Genomic DNA, 21,051 nt, shown 5'->3' with positions numbered 1-21,051 from the left:
CGCATGCCCCTCAGGCCACGCCCGGCGGTTGTGCGGGTTCACCGCGGCGAAGCCATGACGGCAGGGGCAGGGTGATGATTGCAAGGCAGCCAATCACCAGCGCCACGCCGATCCAGCCTAGGGGGGGAAGGCGCTCTTTGACGATCAGCACGGCCAGTATCGCCGCGACCACAGGTTCAAAAAGGGTGATCACCGTCGCCGTGCTTGCCTCAACCCGTGCAAGGCCAAAGCCAAAGCTGATGTAGCCCAGAAACATCGGCACCGCAGCCATGTAGAGACCCACGGCGGCGTTCGTCCATGATGCCAGAAAAGGCCCGCCCGAAAGCAGCAGCACTGGCATCAACATCAGCCCCCCAAGGCCAAAGGTCGCGCCCATGGCGACCGACGACCGCGTGCCTTGAAGCATCATCTTCCGCGCGCTCCATGAATAAAGCGCGTAGGTAAAGCCGCCGATCAGCCCAAGGAAAACCCCCGCCGGTACGGATGTTCCGCCCGCCATCTCGACGTGCGCGGCCCCTTCGGCAAGGCAGATAAGGCCCATACCCAATAGTCCGACCGTAGCGCCGATACTCCAGCGCAAAGTCAGGCGGCGCCGGTCTAGCAGATATTCAATCAGCGCCGAAAGAAGCGGGGCAGACCCGATGGTGATGACCGTGCCCACCGTCACACCGGCCAGCCGCATAGAACCATAAAATGCCAACGGATAGATCGCCACGGCTATCGCGCCGATTGCCAAAAGGCGGCGTTGGTCCCAGAGCTGCGTGCGGTGGCGCAGAATGCCGCGCCCGGCCAAAAGCGCCTGCGCGATGCCGCCCACGCCCATAGCTGCCGCGCCGATGGCGGCGGCGCTGACATCGGGGGCAAAGGTGGCGGCGGTCCCGGTTGTGCCCCAGACCACGGCGGCGAAAAGAATGGCGATAACACCCCAGCGGTGACCTTCTATCATGTCAGTGCTTTCAGCATATCATCGGCCATCGCCCGTGCGGCCAGAACCCGTGCGCTGTTGCCCTCTAGTCCCGCACGCGCCATCGCCCCTTCAAGCAGGAAAGCAATATGCGCAGCAAGCGGGGCGGCACGTTCTGGCGCGTCGTGGAAAAGCTCGGTCAGCTGTTTTGCCAAGATGCTTTCAACCTCTTCCTTATGCCGCCGCACCGCCGCGCGTCCGATGTCGCCTGCCTCTAGCTCGGCCGCCGCGTTCAACAGGCCGCAGCCACGAAAGCCACGTTCATAGGCAAATTCCGCGTGATCTTGATAAGCGTCGAAAACGGCCAAGATGCGGGCCTGCGGGGTCTTTGCCGACGCGGCCCGCGCGTCATAAAGTGCCAGCCATTCCGCATGACGCGCCTCTAGGTAGTGGCTCACCAAGTCCGCCTTGGAGGTGAAATTATTGTAGAGGCTTTTCTTGGCCACACCTGCGCGTTCGACGATGGCGTCAATGCCCGTGCCATTGATGCCGTGGTTATAGAACAGCACCATCGCGGCCTGCATCAGCCTGTCATAGGCGGGGCGTTTGGGTGGGGTCTCGGACATGGTTGCTCCTGTAAGTAGGTAGATCGGTATACCTACTCACTTCGCAGAGCAAGACCCGTTTTAATCAGCGCGGTGCATGGAGTGCCTTGCTCACCCATTTCGCAGCATTAACGGCAGCCTCTCCGTGAAGTGGCCAGGTCTGTGTCAGCCCTTCGATAATCACCAGCAGCTCGGTCTCCGCGCCTTCCAGCGCCGTGGCGGCAGCGGCTTTGGCTGCAACCTCTTGTTTATGACGGATCAGCAGCGCACGCAGGCTTTCGCTCCCCGGATCAGCGGCGACGGCGGCGTGAAACAGGCAGCCATGAGAGGTTTCGGTCTCCATCCATTGCCCAACGCGTGACAGTATCACCTCCAGCGCGTCTGCTGGATTATCCGGCAAGCCATTAAAAACCAACGTCAAATAACGCTGCTGCCGATTCTCCAGGGCTGCCAATACCATCTCGGCCCGTGAGGGTGCGTATTTGTATAACGTGCGAAGACTTACCCCCGCCGCATCGCGCAGGTCTTCGACACTGGGTTCGGCAAAGCCTCGGCTGGCGAAAGCACGTTCAAGCCCGGCGGCGATCTTGTTCTTTGTATTCGTCATGCTTGACGATGTAGAGGGGTCCCTCTACCTGTGCAAGTAGAGTAACCATTCTACATGTAAGGACCCCATGCAATGACCCTACCGAAAACGATGAAAGCGATTGTGCTGACCGGCCACGGCGGTTTGGATAAGTTGGAGTTGCGCGAAGATATGCCCGTGCCGCAGCCCTCAGCGGGGGAGGTGTTGGTCCGTGTCGGTGCTTCGGCGGTGAATAACACTGACGTCAACACGCGCACGGGCTGGTATTCCAAGGCGGTGCGCGGTGATACCGGATCGGCGGCAACCGAAGGCTATGGCGGGGCATCGGACGCCGATGGCGCGTGGTCTGGCGCGCTCAGCTTTCCGCGTATCCAAGGTGCGGACTGCTGCGGAGAGATCGTTGCCGTGGGCGAAGGCGTTGATGCTGGGCGGATTGGCGAGCGGGTTTTGCTGCGCCCCATGTGTGGCCCGATGGCTGCCGGACCTGACGCATTAATTACCTTCGGGTCAGAGCGGGACGGCGGATTTGCTGAATATACCACATCCGAGGCCACCAATGCGCTTGTGATTGACAGTACACTTTCTGATCTTGAACTTGCGTCCTTTCCCTGCGCCTTTTCCACCGCCGAAGGCATGATCCAGCGTGCGGGTTTGGGCGCGGAACGGGTGTTGATCACGGGGGCATCAGGCGGGGTCGGCTCGGCTGCGGTGCAGCTTGCCAAGCGGCGCGGTGCGCATGTGACGGCTCAAACGAGCCCAGCCAAGATAGACGCGCTAAAGGCGCTCGGCGCGGATGAGGCGCTGGACCGTGATGCCACATTGCCCGAGGGCGCATTCGATGTGGTGCTTGACCTCGTGGGCGGCGGGCGCTGGCCCGATCTGTTGGATGCGCTGGTGACGCGCGGGCGCTATGTGACCTCGGGGGCGATTGCCGGGCCGATTGTCGAGTTGGACCTGCGTACGCTTTATCTCAAAGATCTGACACTGATCGGCAGCACGCGGCAGGAACCGGGGGTGTTTAGCGATCTTGTAGGGTATATTGAACGCGGCGAAATCAGGCCCTTGCTGGCGGAGAGTTACCCCCTGAAAAACCTACGCCGCGCGCAGGAGGCGTTTTTGGAGAAATCCCATATGGGTAAGATTGGCATTCAGGTGGCTGCGTAAATCAATTCTACGCCGCACGCATAACGCGGGCGGCCATTTCCGCTGTCAATAAATAAATCAGATTGATTTATTTATTGACTCAGAGCCGTTCATTTGGGATTTGTGCTGACGAAGCAGCGCAGAAACCGGAGGGGAGGCCAGTTTGCAGCACGTCCAGACTTTCGCCGACCGAACCGCACGCGGCTCAAACCAAAGCGGGATGCGGGCGCATAACGAACGGCTTGTCCTGTCGCTTATCCGCCGTAGTGGTCCGACCTCAAAGGCTGAGATCGCCCGTCTGACTGGCCTATCCGCGCAGACCGTTTCTGTCATTATGCGTGCGCTCGAAGCGGATGGGCTTCTGAGAAAAGGCGCGCGAGTGCGGGGTCGGGTGGGGCAGCCTTCGGTGCCGATCAGTCTTAATCCAGAGGGGGCGTTCTTTCTGGGATTAAAGCTGGGGCGGCGTAGCGTAGAGCTGATCTTGACCGATTTTCAGGGCCAAGTGACGCGCCAAAGCAGCGAGGTTTATGACCATCCAAGCCCCGCCGCCGTTATGAAATTTGCAACGCTTGCCTTGCGGAACACGCTTGCGTCGCTGTGCGCCGATCAACTGGCGCGCGTTGCGGGCTTGGGCGTTGCGCTACCCTTTGGCATGTGGGAGTGGGAGGTCGCCAGCGGCGATCTAAGCGCTTGGCGTGATTTTGATATCGCAGCGGCTTTGGCTGAGGTGGTTAAGATGCCGATCTACCTGTGTAATGACACCTCTGCGGCTTGCGGGGCGGAATTGGTCTTTGGTGCACAGGACAAGCCACGCGATTTTTTGTATTTTTACATCGGCTATTTCGTTGGCGGCGGGCTGGTGTTGGACAGCAAGCTTTACACTGGCAAGAGCGGCAATGCGGGGGCGCTCGGCTCCATGCCGCTGGCCGGAGCCGCAGGGCCGCAGTTGGTTGACGTTGCCTCTTTGGCGACATTAGAGGCGATGCTGCACGATGCTGGAGAGACGCGCCGCGGCAGTTGGAGCGACCCGGCGGCTTGGAGCTTTTCCGAGAATATTTTTGAACAATGGCTTGATGGCGCCGCCGATGCCTTGGGGCAGGCGATCCGAGCAGCTGCTAGTCTTATTGATTTCGATACAGTGATGATTGACGGTTCTTTGCCTGCAACGGTCCGCGCGGCCATCGTTGCGCGCTGCCGTCGCTATCTAGCCGCGCAGCCCCTACCGGGGGTGACCCTTCCCGAGTTGCGCGAAGGCACCGTCGGCAGTGTCGCCCGCGCGCTCGGCGCGGCGAGCCTGCCGCTTTCTGACCGTTTCCTCGTCGACCGCGACGCATTCTTGAAAGGCTGACTAATGATTCTTTGCTGCGGAGAAGCCCTGATCGATATGATCCCGACCCCGACCAAGGCGGGCCCCGATGGCTTTGTGCCCCATGCGGGCGGGGCGGTGTTCAACACGGCCATCGCCTTGGGGCGGCTCGGCGCGCAGGTCGGTATGCTGTCGGGCCTGTCGTCTGACATGTTCGGGCGGCAGTTGGTCGATGGGCTGAAGGCAAGCCATGTGGATGTGTCCCATGTCGTCCTGTCCGACCGTCCGACGACGCTGGCCTTTGTTCGGCTGGTCGGCGGCCATGCAACCTATGATTTCTATGATGAAAACTCGGCAGGGCGGATGATCACACCCGCGGATATGCCCGCCCTCTCGAGCGAGGTCTCGGCGCTTTATTTTGGTGGGATCAGTCTGGCCTGCGAGCCGGGGGCGGATGCCTATGCAGACCTGCTGGCGCGCAACGCCGAAGGCCGTGCGGTGATGGTCGACCCCAACATCCGCCCCGGTTTCATCAAGGATATCGAACGCTACCGTCAAAGGCTCGACCTGATGCTGGCGCTCTCGGATATCGTGAAGGTCTCGGACGAGGATTTGAACTGGATCAACCCCGCGCCCCTGTCGCTGCGCGATAAGGTGGCCGAGTTGTTGGCCAAGGGGCCGTCGGTTGTCATCCTGACCCGCGGGGGCGAGGGGGCAACGGGCTATCTGGCAAATGGCGAAGAGGTGCACGTCCCCGCCGTGAAAGCCGAAATCGTCGATACGGTGGGGGCGGGTGATACCTTTAACGCAGGCGTTTTGGCCAAGATGTCCGAGCTGGGGCAACTGCATAAATCCGCCCTCGGCAGCCTTGCGCCCGAGGTGCTGACCGAAGCGCTCGCCTATGGCGCGCGCGTTGCCGCCGTGACCGTCTCGCGTGCGGGGGCGAACCCGCCTTGGGTAGAGGAAATATGAAATGTTGAAGAACCGCCTATCTTTTTCGCTCAGATATGTTAGCGCTACCAGTGTTCGCCCGGAGGAGGGCGCGAAGGGGATGGTGATGGCTTTGGGCAATCTAAAACATGGTGCCTTAGGGCGCCCAAGCAGGCAGGAGGGCTGACCCCATGGTATCGCGCGTAATCCCCGTTGATCCTTTCGACCTCGTTATTTTCGGCGCGACCGGCGATCTTGCTCGGCGCAAGATCCTGCCCGGGCTGTTCCACCGTTTCACCGTCGGCCAGATGCCCGAAGGCGCACGGATCGTCGGCGCGGCCCGCTCCGAGCTTGATGCGGACAGTTTCCGCAAGATGATCCGCGACAGCCTTTTGGAGTTTGCCCCCAAGCTCGCGCAAGAAAGCGCCGCCTTGGAGCTGTTCCTTGGCATGGTGCATTACGTGCGCGTGGATGCGTCGGGCGATGCGGGCTGGGCGGGCCTGAAAGACCTGATGCGCGACGATGTTGTGCGGGCCTTCTATCTCTCGGTCTCGCCCTCCCTATTCGGCACGATCGGCGGCAAGCTGCATGACCACGGTATCGCCACCCGCGACAGCCGGATCGTTGTCGAAAAGCCCTTTGGCCATGATCTGGAAACCGCGCAGGCGTTGAACGCCGATCTGCGGGCCAATTTCGATGAGAGCCAAATTTACCGCATCGACCACTATCTCGGCAAAGAAACGGTGCAGAACCTCATGGCGCTGCGTTTCGCCAATGCGCTATGGGAGCCGCTGTGGAATTCCACCCATATCGATCATGTGCAGATTACGGTTTCCGAGAGCCTCGGCGTCGAAGGGCGGGGGGAGTACTACGATAAATCGGGTGCCATGCGCGACATGGTGCAGAACCACCTGATGCAGCTTTTGTGTCTCACGGCGATGGAGCCGCCCTCGCGTTTTGACCCCAATGCGGTGCGTGATGAAAAGGTTAAGGTGATCGAGGCGCTGGAGCCTGTGGCGCAGAAGGACATCGCCCGCGGCCAGTACCGCGCCGCGCAGGGCGAGGGCAGCTATCGCGATCATGCGGGCGATCCCGACAGCCGCACCGAAAGCTTCGTCGCCATGAAGGTCAAAATCGCCAATTGGCGGTGGGCGGGCACGCCCTTCTATCTGCGCACGGGCAAAAAGCTGCGCGGGCGCAGTTCCGAGATTGCGGTGATCTTCCGCGACCCGCCGCATATGATCTTCCCGGCAATGGAGGGCCATAAAGGCAACGCCCTGATCATTCGCCTGCAGCCGGACGAAGGCATCACCCTGCGCAACACGATCAAAGACCCCGGCCCCGGCGGCATGCGCTTGGCCGAAGTGTCGCTGGATATGACCTTTGCTGACGCCTTGGGCGAACAGGCCACTCCGCAAGACGCCTATGAGCGGCTGATCATGGATGTGATCCGCGGCGATCAGACCCTGTTCATGCGCGGGGACGAGGTCGAAGCCGCTTGGGCTTGGGCCGACCCGATCATTCACGGCTGGGAAGAGACCCGGCAACCTCCGTACCCCTATGACCCCGGCAGCTCAGGCCCCGAAGAGGCGCTGATGCTGATGCACCGCGACGGCCGCCGCTGGCGCGAGATCACACGAAAGGACGACCAATGACCCTGCATTCCACGATTGACCGCGTCACCGACCGTATCATTGCCCGCAGTGAGGCGACCCGGCGCCCCTACCTCGACCGAATGGAAGCCGCCCGCGCCAAGGGACCAGCCCGCGCGCATTTGTCCTGTAGCGGACAGGCCCATGCCTATGCCGCGTCTGGTGAAGACAAGGACCGACTGGCGACCACTAGCGCAGGCAACCTCGGGATCGTGACCACCTATAACGACATGCTCTCGGCGCATCAGCCGTTTGAGCGTTACCCCGATCTGATCCGCGAGGCCGTGCGCGCGGCGGGCGGCACCGCGCAGGTGGCGGGCGGGGTGCCTGCCATGTGTGACGGGGTGACCCAAGGCGAGGCGGGGATGGAGCTATCGCTGTTTTCGCGCGATGTGATCGCCTTGGCGGCCTCTGTGGCGCTGAGCCACAACACATTCGATGCGGCGGTCTTTCTTGGGGTCTGCGACAAGATCGTGCCGGGGCTGGTGATCGCGGCGCAGGCGTTCGGGCACCTGCCAGCTGTCTTCCTGCCCGCCGGTCCAATGGAGAGCGGCCTGTCGAATGATGAGAAAGCCAAGGTGCGCCAGCAGTTCGCCGCGGGCGAAGTCGGGCGCGACGCGCTGATGGCTGCCGAAATGGCCGCCTATCACGGGCCGGGCACCTGCACCTTTTACGGCACCGCCAACACCAACCAGATGTTGATGGAGTTCATGGGGCTGCACCTGCCGGGGGCCAGTTTCGTGCCGCCGAACGGATTGCTGCGCGATGCGCTGACGCAAGAGGGCGCGAAACGGGCGCTGGCGTTGAGCGCTCTGGGCAATGATTATACCCCCGTCGCCTCGGTTCTGGATGAAAAGGCCTTTGTGAACGGCATCGTCGGGCTCAACGCCACGGGCGGGTCGACCAACCTGCTGATCCACCTCATCGCCATGGCGCGGGCCGGGGGGATCATTCTGGATTGGGAAGATTTCTCAGACATCTCCGACATCACGCCGCTGCTGGCGCGGGTTTACCCCAACGGTCTGGCCGATGTGAACCATTTCCACGCGGCGGGCGGCCTTGGCTATATGATCGGCGAATTGCTGACATCCGGCCATCTGCATCCCGACACCCATACCGTCGCCGGGCAGGGGTTGGAGCATTACACGTCTGAGCCAAAGCTAAAGGCTGAGGGGCTGGTTTGGGAGAAGGGCGCGGGCGAAAGCCTGAACGAGAAGATCCTCCGCCCCGCCAGCGATCCCTTCCAGCCCACCGGCGGGTTGCGGCGCATGGCCGGATCGCTCGGCACAGCCTGTATGAAGGTCTCTGCCGTGGCGCCCGAACACCACATCATTGAGGCTCCGGCGCGGGTGTTTGCGGATCAGAACGAGGTGAAAGCCGCGTTCAAAGCCGGAGAACTGACCGACGATGTGATCGTTGTCGTCCGTTTCCAAGGGCCAAAGGCCAATGGCATGCCTGAATTACACAGCCTCACGCCGCTTTTGTCGATCCTTCAGGGGCGCGGCCAGAAGGTGGCGCTGGTTACTGATGGGCGCATGTCGGGTGCGTCGGGCAAGGTGCCTGCGGCGATCCACGTCAGCCCCGAGGCGGTCGACGGCGGCCCCATCGCGCGGGTGCAGAATGGCGATATGCTGCGGGTTGACGCGGTGGCGGGTACGCTTGACGTGCTGGCCGAAGGGTTTGATGAACGTCCCAGCGTCACCGCCGATCTTTCTGCTTATCATGCCGGGACGGGGCGCGAGTTGTTCGCTATGTTCCGCAATACAGTCGGTTCTGCTACCACCGGCGCAACCATTTTTGGAGGCTGATTCATGACCCTTTCTGCAAAAGACGCCAGCCGTCGCACCCGAGAAATCTGTGCGCTTGCGCCGATCGTGCCCGTGCTGGTGATCGAAGATGTCGCCCACGCCCGGCCACTGGCCGAGGCGCTGGTCGCCGGAGGGTTGCCTGCGTTGGAAGTGACCCTGCGCACGCCTGCCGCACTTGATGCGATTGCAGCCATGGCAGAGGTCGCGGGCGGTCATGTGGGCGCGGGAACCCTGATCACCCCCGAAGATGTGCGGGCGGCGAAACGGGCGGGGGCGACCTTTGGCGTTTCACCCGGTGCCACCGACGCGCTGATCGCCGCTTGCGAAGAAGAAGACCTGCCACTGCTGGCCGGTGCCGCCACGGCGACCGAGGCGATGCGGCTTCTGGAACGTGGCTATGACATGCTGAAATTCTTTCCTGCCGAAGCCTCGGGCGGAGCGCCCGCACTGAAAGCCATCGGCGCGCCGTTGCCTCAGATCACTTTCTGTCCGACTGGCGGTGTCAGCCCCGATAATGTTGAAAGCTACTTGAGCCTGCCCAATGTGCTCTGCGCGGGCGGCAGCTGGGTGGCTCCGAAAAAGCTGATCGACGCACAGGATTGGGCTGCCATCGAAGCGCTTGCCCGCGCGGCGGCGCAATCAGGCAAGCAGGCCGGATAACAACTCGCAGCTACGGAGCCTGTCGCTAACAAAGCACCGCGCTTGCGCGTGGCGAGAACTTGTCATTATATTGACTAAAGTTTACGCGAGACGGGTTTCGTCAAGTGGGGGTAAGATGGGCCGGCAAAAGATCCGCAATATGGAAGAGTTCGCCGCCGTCAGTGGCATCTCTCGGCCTACGCTGTCGAAATACTTCAACGATGCCGACAGCGTGCGTCGCTCTACTCGGGAGCGGATCGAGGTGGCGCTGAGCCAGTATGATTACCGCCCCAACGTTTACGCTGTGAACCAGAACCGCCGCAAAACCCGAAACATCGGCGTCGTGGTGCCCAACCTCGCTGACCCGTTTTTTTCAGAGATTGGCCGTGAGGTGGAACTGGCCTGTCTGGCGGCAGGGTATAGCCCTATCCTGCTCAGTTCACACGGCAAGCCAGCACAGGAGCGGGCCAATCTCGACTCGCTTCGGGCGCTCAAACCGGCGGGCGTGCTGTTGGCCCCATTTGGCAAAGCCTCGGACCGGGGGGCGATCGAGCGCTTTTGCAAAGATGTGCCAGTGGTGACCTTTGACGCGAATGTCGAAGGCGTGTGTGAGGCCTTTGCGGGTACGGATAACTTTCAAAGCGTGGAACTGATCGTCGAATACCTCTGCCGCAGTGGCGAACCGCCTTGTTTCTTTGAGATGAAGACCCCCAGCAACCCGAACGCCAACAAGCGCCGCCAAGCCTATCTTGAGGCAATGGAACGTCACGGTTTTGCCCCGCATATCCATCAGGTGCCGGGCGAGGGATGGAATTTTGAAGAGATCGGCGCGACCGAAGGCGGAAAGCTGATTTCGGCGAGAGCGTTCGAGACGGATACGGTGCTGTGCTCTAACGACCGTCTGGCGATTGGGATGCTGTCAGCCGCCTATGAGCTAGGGGTGCGGGTCGGTCACGGCAAAGATTGCGCCATGCGGATCGCGGGGCAGGATGACCACCCATTCTCGCGCTACACCTGCCCGCCTCTGACCACCATCGCGCAGGATTACGGCGCTATCGCGAATCGCGCGGCAAGCACGTTGTTCCGCATTATTGAAAGCGAAACCCGCCTGACCGAGCGCGAAGAAACGCTGTTTGATGGCAAATTGGTGATGCGCGCCTCGGCGTAAGTCATTGAGTTCGCAAGTTGCTCAGAAAATAGTTATCGCGCGTAAAATTTAATTTGACTGCGCGTTATGTGGGCCGTTAGTCTCATTCCATCATCTGTAGAGGGAGGAACTATTGATGTTCTCGAATAAATCATTGCACGCTGCGACGGCCCTGTCCCTGATCATGGGCGGCGGCGCTTTTGCTGAGACGATCACCATCGCCACCGTGAACAACGGCGACATGATCCGGATGCAAGGCTACACCGACAAATTCACAGAAGAGACCGGCCACGAAGTGGAGTGGGTCACGTTGGAAGAGAACGTGCTGCGCCAGCGCGTCACCACCGACATCTCGACCAAGGGCGGTTCTTTCGACATCATGACCATCGGCATGTATGAAACGCCGATCTGGGGTGCAAACGGCTGGCTGGTGCCGCTGGACAACCTGAGCGAAGACTATGACGCGGACGATATCCTGCCCGCCATGGCCGGTGGTCTGAGCCACGAAGGCACGCTTTACGCGGCACCTTTCTATGGCGAAAGCTCCATGATCATGTACCGCACTGATCTGATGGAAAAAGCCGGCATGGAAATGCCGAAAGACCCGACTTGGGAATTCATCCGCGAAGCCGCCGCCGCCATGACCGATCGTGAAAACGACATCAACGGCATCTGCCTGCGCGGCAAGGCCGGTTGGGGTGAAGGCGGCGCGCTGATCACGGCGATGTCCAACTCCTTTGGCGCACGCTGGTTCGACGAGGACTGGAACGCCCAGTTCGACACCGAGGCTTGGGCCAACACGATCAACTTCTACAAAGACCTGATGGATGAGAGCGGCCCTGCGGGCTACGCCTCTAACGGTTTCAACGAAAACCTGTCGCTGTTCCAACAGGGCAAATGCGGCATGTGGATCGACGCCACAGTGGCGGCGTCCTTCGTGACCAATGCCGATGATTCCACCGTGGCCGACCAGGTTGGTTTCGCGCTGGCACCGGACACAGGTCTTGGCAAACGTTCCAACTGGCTCTGGGCATGGGCGCTGGCGATCCCGGCGGGCACTCAGAAAGAAGATGCCGCGAAAGAGTTCATCGAATGGGCCACCTCGAAAGACTACATTGAGCTGGTTGCCGAGAACGAAGGTTGGGCCAACGTTCCTCCCGGCGCGCGTAAGTCGCTCTATGAGAACCCTGAGTACCAAAAAGTGCCTTTCGCACAGATGACGCTCGACTCGATCCTGTCGGCTGATCCTGAGAACTCCACCGTTGATCCGACGCCTTACGTCGGCGTTCAGTTCGCCGCGATCCCAGAGTTTGCAGGCATCGCGACCGACGTGAGCCAAGAGTTCTCTGCCGCCTATGCCGGTCAGCAGACCGTCGAAGAGGCACTTGAGAAGGCACAGGACCTGACCAACGACGCAATGGAAGCTGCTGGCTACCGCTAAGCCGCCGCTTCTCCGGCACAAAGGGCGGCGGACACCGCCGCCCTTTTCCGCCCCACCACCAAATATGATACCCTTCACCTAAACGCGGCATCCGCCGCCTGCAGAGGAGATGTGCCCGATGGCTACCCAACATTCCCGATCAGCGGCACGCCTGATGATGGCCCCTGCGGTGGTCTTGCTCCTTGGATGGATGCTCATCCCGCTGACCATGACGCTCTATTTTTCCTTCAAGAAATACCTGCCGATGCGCGGCGGTGATCTGGGCTGGGTGGGGTTCGACAACTACGTACGTTTCGTCACCTCGAGCGCCTTCTGGCCCTCGGTGATGACCACGCTGATTATCGTCGGCGGTGTGCTGGCGATCACGGTTGGCTTGGGCATCTTGCTCGCCATCCTGTTGAACCAGCCGATGTGGGGGCAGGGCTTTGTCCGCATCCTCGTTATCGCGCCCTTCTTTGTTATGCCCACCGTTTCGGCGCTGGTGTGGAAGAACATGTTCATGGACCCAAACTATGGCCTGTTCGCGCATCTGTGGGAGTTCTTCGGCGCGACCCCGGTGCAATGGATGAGCCAAGCGTCGCTGTCGTCTATCGTAATCATCGTATCGTGGCAGTGGCTGCCCTTTGCGACGCTGATCCTGCTGACCGCGATCCAATCGCTCGACCGCGAGCAGCTGGACGCCGCCGAGATGGACGGCGCCCCCGCCACCAAACGTTTCGCCTATATCACCCTGCCGCATCTGGGCCGCGCGATCACCGTGGTGATCTTGATCCAGACGATCTTTCTCTTGTCGATCTTTGCGGAGATTTTCGTGACCACAGGCGGTGCCTTTGGGACCAAAACACTGACCTATCTCATCTTCCAGCGGGTGCTGGAAAGCCAGAACATCGGCCTCGGATCGGCAGGCGGTGTCTATGCAATCATTCTCGCCAACATCGTTGCCATCTTCCTGATGCGCATCGTCGGCAAGAACCTGGACGCCTGAGGAGGAGACATCATGGCACGCGCAGTCACCAGACAACGCAAGATCGTCAACACGGCCCTCGCATGGGGCATCGGTTTCCTGATCTTCTTCCCCATTCTTTGGACCATCCTCACCAGCTTCAAGACCGAAGCGCAGGCCATCGCCGATCCGCCGATCTTCCTCGGCTTTGATTGGACGCTGGCCAACTACGAGGCGGTTCTGGAGCGGTCCAACTACGGGCGGTTCTTGTGGAACTCGATCATCATCGCCGGGGGCTCAACCGTCCTTGGCATCCTGATCGCGGTGCCCGCCGCATGGTCGATGGCCTTTGTGCCCGGCAAGCGGACCAAGGATATCCTGCTTTGGATGCTCTCGACCAAGATGCTGCCAGCGGTCGGCGTGCTCTACCCGATCTACCTGCTCTGCATCCAGTTTGGGGTACTCGACAGCAAGATCGCTTTGGTCATCATCTTGATGCTCATCAACCTGCCGATCATCGTCTGGATGCTTTATACCTACTTCCGCGAAATCCCCGGCGAGATCTTGGAAGCGGCACGGATGGATGGGGCAAGCCTGCGTGAAGAGGTGCTTTACGTCCTCACGCCCATGGCGATCCCCGGCATTGCCTCCACCTTGCTGCTGAACTTCATCCTCGCATGGAACGAAGCCTTCTGGACGCTCAACCTCACCGCGGCCAAAGCGGCACCGCTCACGGCCTTCATCGCGAGCTATTCCAGCCCCGAAGGCCTTTTCTACGCCAAGCTCAGCGCGGCCTCCACCATGGCCATCGCGCCAATCCTCATCCTCGGCTGGTTCAGCCAGAAACAACTCGTCAGCGGCCTGACTTTCGGCGCAGTCAAGTAAGCAAGGGACAGTCACATGGGACAAATTAAACTCAATCAGGTTTCCAAAAGCTTCGGCGATGTGGAAGTCATTCCGCCCCTTGATCTGACCATCGAAGACGGCGAATTCACCGTCTTCGTCGGCCCCTCGGGCTGCGGGAAATCGACACTGCTGCGGCTGATTGCGGGGTTGGAGGATATCACCTCGGGCCATATCGACATCGACGGCACGGATGCGACCCATGTGCCGCCCGCGAAACGCGGTCTGGCGATGGTGTTCCAATCCTACGCGCTTTATCCGCATATGTCGGTGCGCAAGAACATCGCCTTTCCGATGAAGATGGCCGGGCTGTCCGTGGATGAGCAGAACCGCCGGATTGAAGCGGCTGCGAAGGCGCTGAACCTGACCGACTATCTTGATCGTCGTCCGGGCCAACTGTCTGGCGGTCAGCGCCAGCGGGTCGCCATTGGCCGTGCCATTGTGCGGGAGCCTTCGGCGTTCCTGTTCGACGAGCCGCTGTCGAACCTCGATGCCGCGCTGCGGGTGGGGATGCGTCTGGAGATCAGCGAGCTGCACAAGCGGCTGGCGACAACGATGATCTACGTCACCCACGATCAGGTCGAAGCGATGACCATGGCCGACAAGATCGTCGTTCTGCGCGCGGGCTATATCGAACAGGTCGGCACCCCGCTTGAGCTTTACTACAAGCCGCGCAACGAGTTCGTCGCCGGGTTTATCGGGTCGCCCAAGATGAACCTCATCAAAGGCGCCGAAGCCGAAGCCCGCGGCGCGCCGACCATCGGTATACGGCCCGAGCATTTTGACGTGTCCACCACCGAGGGCGCGTGGGAAGGCACCATCGGCGTGGCCGAGCATCTGGGCTCTGACACCTTCTTGCACATCCACGGCGTTGCGGGCTGTGACCCGATGACCGTGCGTGTGGACGGGGAGTTGTCGGTCAAACATGGCGACCGGATTTTCCTCACCCCGCAGGCGGACAAGCTGCACCGGTTCGACGCACAGGGCCTTCGGGTCGAGTGATGCAAGCGACAGGAACGACAGGCCGACCCCCGCACCCTTTCCCCGGTGCGCGGCCCTACAAGGATGTGGATCATGGATAAATTGGTAGACCTCTCAAACGCGACGCTCGGTGATCTCGACATAGCACACCCCACCTATGATCGCAGCGCCCTGACCCCCGGCATCGTGCATATCGGCGTCGGCAATTTCCACCGCGCGCATCAGGCGTGGTATCTGCACCGTTTGATGCAGGACGGGCAGGCGCATGACTGGGCGATCCTCGGCGCCGGCGTGCGCCCCTATGATGCGGCGATGCGCGAGAAGCTCTTGGCGCAGGACTGTCTGACGACGCTGATCGAACTCGACCCCGCGCAGACCTCGGCCGAGGTTGTGGGCTCCATGATCGACTACCTGCCGATCGAAGAAGGCAACGGCGCGTTGATCCGCGCCATGGCCGATCCGGCCATTCGCATCGTCGGGCTGACGGTGACCGAAAGCGGCTATTACATTGATCCGGTGAGCAAAGGCTTTGATGCCGCTCACGCCGATATCGTCCATGACGCGGCCAATCCTGAAACCCCGCGCACGGCCTTTGGGGCCATTGTCGCCGCACTCCGTTTGCGGCGCGATGCGGGGCAGGGGCCGTTCACCGGGCTCAGCTGCGACAACCTGCAAGGCAATGGTGATATTCTGCGCCAAGCGGTCGTTTCCCTCGCGCAGCTGTCCGACCCGGCGCTGGCCGATTGGATCGAAGCGAACGGCAGTTTCCCCAACTCCATGGTCGATTGCATCGCCCCGGCCACCGGCCCTGCCGAGATTGCGCAGGCGCGGGAGTTTGGCGTGAACGACGCCGCCCCCGTCACGCATGAAGCCTTCCGCCAATGGGTGATCGAAGACGACTTCTGCGCAGGCCGCCCGGATTGGGATCAGGTGGGGGCCACCTTCTCGGACGATGTGCATGACTATGAAAAGATGAAGATCCGTATCCTCAACGCGGGCCATCAGGTTTTGGCCAATGTCGGTGAGGTGCTGGGGATTGAGACGATTTCGGCCACCATGGCGCATCCGGCGATCCGCGGGATGTTCCACCGCGTGCAGGCCGAAGAGATCACCCAGACGGTCGCCCCGGTGCCGGGCATGACGCCACTGGCATACCTCGATCTGATCGAACAGCGCTTCTCGAACCCGCGCATCGTCGACACCACCCGCCGCGTCGCCTTTGACGGCTCGGCACGGCACACGGGGTTCGTTTTGCCAATCCTGCGGGATCAACTCGCAGCGGGGCGTTCAGTCAGTGGCTTGGCCTTGGTCGAGGCGCTTTGGGCGCGGATGTGTGCGGGCACGCGTGAAAACGGCAGTGAGATCGTAGCGAATGATCCGATCTGGGACGCATTGCAATCCATCGCGCAGGCCGCGCGGGAGCGGCCCGAAGCTTGGCTAGAGCAAGACCGCATCTATGGCGATCTGGCGCAGGCCGAAGCCTTCCGTGATGCTTTTGTCGCTTGGCTCACGCTGATCTGGGACGCGGGCGCAGTCGCGGCGATGAACGCCTATACGCAGGTCGATCAAAGCAACGGTCGCGCAAGCAAAGCAGGGTGACCCCCAATTAGCTCTGGTCGGGTTTCAAGAACCCGACCAGCAGCGCCGACAGTGCCACCATGATCGCCGCGGCCCCCAGCATCAGGGGCAGCCCGCCGATCTGATAGCTCAGGCCCGACATCAACGTGCCCAACAGCCGCCCGGCCGCATTGGCCATGTAGTAGAACCCCACATCCATCGTCACCCGCTCGGCCTTGGTGAAAGACAGGATGAGGTAGGAGTGCAGGGACGAGTTCACCGCAAAGACCGCGCCAAAGGCCAGCAGGCCAATGACCAACATCGCGGTGAGCCATGTTTGCGGTCCGTCGCTGAACAGGGCGGCCAGCGTCAGCGCCGCAGGCACGGCGGCAAGTGACCATGCCCATCCTTTCGCGGCTGAGATCAGGGCCTCCGCCGGGCGGGATTTCGCGCGGAGCAGGCGTGGGGCGTAGATCTGCACCATGCCGTAGAGGATCACCCAGACCGCCATGAATGTGCCGATCATGAAAAAGGCCGCGCGGTTGCTTTCCTCCGTGCCGTCCGACAGGACCGCGTAGAAGTAGATGGGAATGCCCACCACAAACCAAACATCCCGCGCGCCGAACAGAAACACCCGCGCCGCGCTGAGCCAGTTCACATTGGCGGATTTGGAGAAGACCTCAGAAAACTTCGCCCCCTTGCGCCCCTTGGGCAGGCCGGGCGGCATGGCGGTCAGCACGGCGATCAGGATCAGCGCAAGGATCGCTGCCATGCCGAGCACCGCCCAGACAAAGCCGAGCGTCGCCAGCAACGCCGCGCCGATCAGAAAACCGAGACCCTTAACCATGTTCTTGGAGCCCGTCAGCAGCGCCACCCAGCGAAACAGCCCGCCATCCTCAGCCGGGGCCAGCAGTTTGACGGCGGATTTCGACGACATCTTGGCCAAATCCTTGGCCACGCCGCTGGCACCCTGCACCAGCATGACGAAAACAACCGAAGCACTGACCGCCCAAGACGGATCAAGCTGCGCCAGCGCCAGCAGCGCCACGATCTGCAAGCCCAGCCCGGCATAGAGCGTCGAGGCCAGCCCGAACCGCGCCGCGATCCAGCCCGCGCAGAGGTTGGTGACAACGCCCGCGATCTCATAAAGCACAAAGAGATAGGCCAGTTGCACCGGCGAAAAGCCAAGCCGGTGGAAATGCAGCAGTACCAACATGCGCAACGCGCCATCGGTCAGCATGAAAGCCCAATAGGCCGCCGTGACCGCGATATAGGCCGAAAGCCCCTCGGGGCGGGTCGCGCTCTGGCTCACAGGCTTGCCCCGACCATCAGCGCTACATCGACCAAACGGTGCGCATAGCCCATTTCATTGTCGTACCACGCATAGATTTTCACCTGCGTGCCGTTCACCACCATGGTTGAGGGCGCGTCGATGATGCTTGAACGGGTATCATTGGTATAATCGGTCGAGACCAGCGGGCGTTCTTCATAGCCTAGGATGTCTTTCAATTCCCCTTCGGCGGCGGCTTTGAACAGGGCGTTTACCTCTTCGACAGTCGTCTCACGCTCCACCTCGAAGACGCAATCGGTCAGCGAGGCGTTGAGCAGCGGCACCCGCACCGCATGGCCATTCAAACGGCCTTTGAGTTCGGGATAGATCAGTGTGATCGCCGTGGCGCTGCCGGTGGTCGTCGGGATCAGCGAGTTCAGGGCCGAGCGTGCGCGGCGCAGGTCTTTGGCAGGGCGGTCGACGATGGTTTGCGTGTTGGTCACATCGTGGATCGTGGTGATGGAACCGTGTTTGATTTTCATCGCCTCATGGATCACCTTCACCACGGGGGCGAGGCAGTTGGTCGTGCAGCTTGCCGCCGTGACGATCCGGTGCCTTGCGGGATCATAAACGCCATCGTTGACGCCATAGACGATATTCGCCGCATCAACGTCTTTTACCGGGGCCGAGATCACGACCTTCTTCATCCCCGCCTCGAAATAGGGGGCGAGTTTGGCCTCGGTTTTGAAAGCCCCGGTACAGTCGATCACCACATCCACACCGTCGAGCGGCAGCGCGCTGAGGTCGCGGGTGCCGATGAAGGGCAGGCGGGTGCCGTTGATGCTCACGCTGTCGGCATCATGGGCGAAATCCGCCTGCCAGCGCCCGTGCACCGTGTCGAACTCCAGCAGATGTGCGTGCATCTCTGGGTCGCCCACTGCGTCGTTGATCCAGGCGATATCTGCGCCCTGATCCAGCAGGGGTTTCAGGGCGAGCTTGCCGATGCGGCCAAGGCCGTTGATGGCATAGACGGTCATGCGGAGAATCCTTCTTTGTCGGTTTGGCCCGCGTCATCGAGCGCTTTTTGCAGCGAAATACGGTCGAGCGAGGTCAGCGGCAGGCTGGTAAAGCCCAACATTCGGTTGCGCAGGGTGCCATAGGCTTGTTGAAAGGCGAGGCTCTTTTCGGCATCGGATCCTTCGACCTTGACCGGATCGGGCAGGCCCCAATGCGCGGTGATCGGCTGGCCCGGCCAAGTGGGGCATTCTTCGTTGGCCGCCTGATTGCAAACGGTAAATACAAAATCGAACGCCGGGGCATCTTCGGCTTGGAATTCTGACACGTTTTTTGAGCGCAGTTGCGATACGTCATGGCCCTTCTGCTTAAGGACTTCCACCGCGTAGGGGTTCAATTGTGACTGCGGCCGGGTGCCTGCGGAATAGACATTGAAACGGTCCTCAGCGAGATCGCGTAAGATGCTTTCGGCAAAGATCGAGCGGGCAGAATTGCCGGTGCAGATGAACAGGACATTGAATTTTCTGTCAGTCATGAGAGCATTTCCATGTATGGAGGGGGTGGTGTTAGGGGTGCAAATCTCGGGCCGTCCACGGCAGCAGTCGATCAGTAGATAATTGATCGTGTCACGGGCGGCAGTCAGATCAACCGCATAGCGCAGGGAGGTGCCGACACGTTCCTGAGTGACCAAACCAACCTGCATAAGCGCGCCGACATAGGTTGAAAGGGTGTTGGGTTTCAGCCCAAGCGCCTGTGCCAATTCGGTTGCGGGAACGCGGTCGGGATAGCGGCGCATGAGCAGCCGAAACAGCGCGAGCCGCTGCGGGTGGCCAAGGGTGGCAAGGCGATTGGGGATCTCTTGTTCCATAATTCATGAATTACGGAATTAGGCGCAATTTTGCAAGTGAAGTTTTTGTAACCGGGATGTTCGGCACAGTGGGCGAAACGCTGGGGCGTCGCGTCGATTCATCGGACCCTATAATTTCTACCAGCTTTACAAATGCGAACTGCCGCGATCAGTCAAGATGCGCCAAAAATTTAATCAAATTATAACAAATGCTTGGGGTTCTGATGCGCGAATCTTGTTATTCGGGTTTGTGGCTGCACTGAATGGAAGCCACATAAGACCTGCGCGCTACGGCTGACGCGACCTTTCAGCAGGGCCTGCCATTTGGCCCTGTCGCGGTCCTCGCCCTGAAAATCGCGCCCCTGTCCGGTGTTTTGGACAATTGTGTTTTTGTAGGGGGTGTCAGATTTTCGGGCGGGGGTCGTTCTAACCTACCGTGCCGCTTATTCCATGCAGCCTGCAGCCACCCGTCGCTTACAAGAAATGCGCGCGTTTGACCTTAGGTAATGGAGTCAAAATTGCAACGCTTTGTTCGGTTTCCCGTATTTCGGGAAATCAATTGCCGCTCGGCATGTTCCCTCATCGGTTGAGGCACCCTAAGAAGAACGCTCAATCTTTAATCAAAACAATATCTGAGCGCCGCCCTATGGTGACCCCACTTTCCGACCGCTATCTCGCATTGAAAGAACAACGACCAGACATCAAACCAGACGAAATGTTGCAGGTTTTGGCACAGGACATGGGGCTGAATAACCTGTCCTATCTGGGGTTTCATAATACGAACCCGGGCGACAGCGATCCGGTTATTCATTCAACCTACGACACCGCTTGGCTGACCCGCTATCAAGAGGAAAACTATCACCTTATTGATCCGGTGGTGGACAGATCGCTTGAAGGCACCTTGCCCGTCGACTGGACCGAACTTCCAAAGGTTGACCGGATGACCCGCAACTTCTTTGGGGAGGCGATGGAGTTCGGCGTGCGGCAAAACGGTGTGTCGATCCCCATTCGGGACCATGCGCATGGCAAGGCGGTGCTGACGTTGAACTCTGACCTGCGCATTCACGAATGGCGCAAATACAAGCGCGGGATCATTGCCGATGCGATCTATCTGGGCTGCCTGATTCAAAGCGATATGGTGGCCAGTATCGGCAAGGGGCAGCCCGCACCGAGGCTAAGCAATCGCGAGAAAGAAGTGCTGAAATGGGCGGCGGTGGGCAAAACCGCGTGGGAGACGGCGCAGGTAATGACCGTGTCCAACAGCACGGTGAATCACCACCTCTATAACGCCTGCGCCAAACTGGACGTGACCAATAAAACCCATGCGGTTGCCAAGGCGATCCGGGCGCAGATCATTACGATCTGACCTCAACCT

19 protein-coding genes are annotated in these 21,051 nt (G+C 60.6%); 13 read left to right on the top strand and 6 right to left on the bottom strand.

The annotated features are described in order from the left end of the window. Positions 1-10: 10 nt before the first annotated feature. From DSM110093_RS14235 to DSM110093_RS14225, 3 genes are all read right to left on the bottom strand, one after another. Entirely contained in the window at positions 11-946 is a 936-nt protein-coding gene (locus DSM110093_RS14235; protein WP_243265704.1) for an EamA family transporter, read from the bottom strand. After that, positions 943-1,530, bottom strand: a complete 588-nt coding sequence (locus DSM110093_RS14230; RefSeq protein WP_243265703.1) for a TetR/AcrR family transcriptional regulator — start codon at positions 1,528-1,530, stop codon at positions 943-945. The genes DSM110093_RS14235 and DSM110093_RS14230 overlap by 4 nt, the downstream gene beginning before the upstream one ends. A gap of 64 nt (positions 1,531-1,594) precedes the next feature. Then, positions 1,595-2,116 carry a TetR/AcrR family transcriptional regulator gene (locus DSM110093_RS14225; RefSeq protein ID WP_243265702.1) on the bottom strand — a complete coding sequence of 174 codons (522 nt, stop codon included), beginning with the start codon at positions 2,114-2,116 and terminating at the stop codon, positions 1,595-1,597. Positions 2,117-2,188: 72 nt separating this feature from the next. On the opposite strand from DSM110093_RS14225, the gene DSM110093_RS14220 reads away from it, so the two are divergent. From DSM110093_RS14220 to DSM110093_RS14165, 12 genes are all read left to right on the top strand, one after another. Continuing rightward, positions 2,189-3,259 carry an alcohol dehydrogenase family protein gene (locus DSM110093_RS14220; RefSeq protein ID WP_243265701.1) on the top strand — a complete coding sequence of 357 codons (1,071 nt, stop codon included), beginning with the start codon at positions 2,189-2,191 and terminating at the stop codon, positions 3,257-3,259. Positions 3,260-3,458: 199 nt separating this feature from the next. Next, positions 3,459-4,586, top strand: a complete 1,128-nt coding sequence (locus DSM110093_RS14215) for an ROK family transcriptional regulator (protein WP_243267727.1) — start codon at positions 3,459-3,461, stop codon at positions 4,584-4,586. Positions 4,587-4,589: 3 nt separating this feature from the next. Further along, the gene (locus DSM110093_RS14210) at positions 4,590-5,516 is read left to right on the top strand and encodes a carbohydrate kinase (RefSeq protein ID WP_243265700.1); all 927 of its coding nucleotides are present in this window, start codon (positions 4,590-4,592) and stop codon (positions 5,514-5,516) included. Positions 5,517-5,665: 149 nt separating this feature from the next. Then, a complete protein-coding gene (gene zwf / locus DSM110093_RS14205) occupies positions 5,666-7,129 on the top strand; it encodes a glucose-6-phosphate dehydrogenase (protein WP_243265699.1) in 1,464 nt (487 codons plus the stop codon). Then, positions 7,126-8,934: a phosphogluconate dehydratase gene (gene edd / locus DSM110093_RS14200; protein WP_243265698.1), complete on the top strand. Its 1,809-nt coding sequence runs from the start codon at positions 7,126-7,128 to the stop codon at positions 8,932-8,934. The genes zwf and edd overlap by 4 nt, the downstream gene beginning before the upstream one ends. Before the next feature lie 3 nt (positions 8,935-8,937). After that, the gene (gene eda, locus DSM110093_RS14195; RefSeq protein ID WP_243265697.1) at positions 8,938-9,594 is read left to right on the top strand and encodes a bifunctional 4-hydroxy-2-oxoglutarate aldolase/2-dehydro-3-deoxy-phosphogluconate aldolase; all 657 of its coding nucleotides are present in this window, start codon (positions 8,938-8,940) and stop codon (positions 9,592-9,594) included. Between the two features lie 115 nt (positions 9,595-9,709). Then, on the top strand, positions 9,710-10,741 hold the full coding sequence (locus tag DSM110093_RS14190) for a LacI family DNA-binding transcriptional regulator (RefSeq protein ID WP_243265696.1): 1,032 nt from the start codon (positions 9,710-9,712) through the stop codon (positions 10,739-10,741). Between the two features lie 115 nt (positions 10,742-10,856). After that, a complete protein-coding gene (locus DSM110093_RS14185; RefSeq protein WP_243265695.1) occupies positions 10,857-12,161 on the top strand; it encodes a sugar ABC transporter substrate-binding protein in 1,305 nt (434 codons plus the stop codon). 118 nt (positions 12,162-12,279) lie between these two features. Next, complete coding sequence (locus DSM110093_RS14180) at positions 12,280-13,146, top strand: sugar ABC transporter permease (RefSeq protein ID WP_093928110.1); 867 nt, start codon at positions 12,280-12,282, stop codon at positions 13,144-13,146. Between the two features lie 12 nt (positions 13,147-13,158). Then, complete coding sequence (locus DSM110093_RS14175) at positions 13,159-13,989, top strand: carbohydrate ABC transporter permease (RefSeq protein ID WP_067625898.1); 831 nt, start codon at positions 13,159-13,161, stop codon at positions 13,987-13,989. 15 nt (positions 13,990-14,004) lie between these two features. Beyond that, positions 14,005-15,009, top strand: a complete 1,005-nt coding sequence (locus DSM110093_RS14170) for an ABC transporter ATP-binding protein (protein WP_243265694.1) — start codon at positions 14,005-14,007, stop codon at positions 15,007-15,009. Positions 15,010-15,081: 72 nt separating this feature from the next. Next, positions 15,082-16,587, top strand: coding sequence for a mannitol dehydrogenase family protein (locus DSM110093_RS14165; protein ID WP_243265693.1), 1,506 nt, complete (start codon positions 15,082-15,084; stop codon positions 16,585-16,587). Between the two features lie 7 nt (positions 16,588-16,594). Here DSM110093_RS14165 and arsJ read toward each other — a convergent pair whose 3' ends face one another. Genes arsJ through DSM110093_RS14150 form a run of 3 tightly spaced genes read right to left on the bottom strand, consistent with a single transcriptional unit; the run spans position 16,595 to position 19,697 of the window. After that, positions 16,595-17,857 (bottom strand): organoarsenical effux MFS transporter ArsJ, encoded by a 1,263-nt coding sequence (gene arsJ, locus DSM110093_RS14160; protein ID WP_243265692.1) that lies wholly within the window; start codon positions 17,855-17,857, stop codon positions 16,595-16,597. Next, positions 17,854-18,852 (bottom strand): ArsJ-associated glyceraldehyde-3-phosphate dehydrogenase, encoded by a 999-nt coding sequence (locus DSM110093_RS14155; RefSeq protein WP_243265691.1) that lies wholly within the window; start codon positions 18,850-18,852, stop codon positions 17,854-17,856. Before DSM110093_RS14155 ends, arsJ begins: the two co-directional genes overlap by 4 nt. Beyond that, the gene (locus DSM110093_RS14150; protein ID WP_243265690.1) at positions 18,849-19,697 is read right to left on the bottom strand and encodes a helix-turn-helix domain-containing protein; all 849 of its coding nucleotides are present in this window, start codon (positions 19,695-19,697) and stop codon (positions 18,849-18,851) included. The genes DSM110093_RS14155 and DSM110093_RS14150 overlap by 4 nt, the downstream gene beginning before the upstream one ends. A gap of 625 nt (positions 19,698-20,322) precedes the next feature. Between DSM110093_RS14150 and DSM110093_RS14145 the strand changes: the two genes are divergently transcribed. Next, entirely contained in the window at positions 20,323-21,042 is a 720-nt protein-coding gene (locus DSM110093_RS14145) for a LuxR family transcriptional regulator (protein WP_243265689.1), read from the top strand. The last annotated feature ends 9 nt before the right edge of the window (positions 21,043-21,051 follow it).

This window comes from Sulfitobacter sp. DSM 110093 (genome assembly GCF_022788715.1).
GTDB lineage: Bacteria > Pseudomonadota > Alphaproteobacteria > Rhodobacterales > Rhodobacteraceae > Sulfitobacter.
Note: the sequence above shows the minus strand (reverse complement) of the source record. Positions and strands in the feature narration are given on the sequence as shown.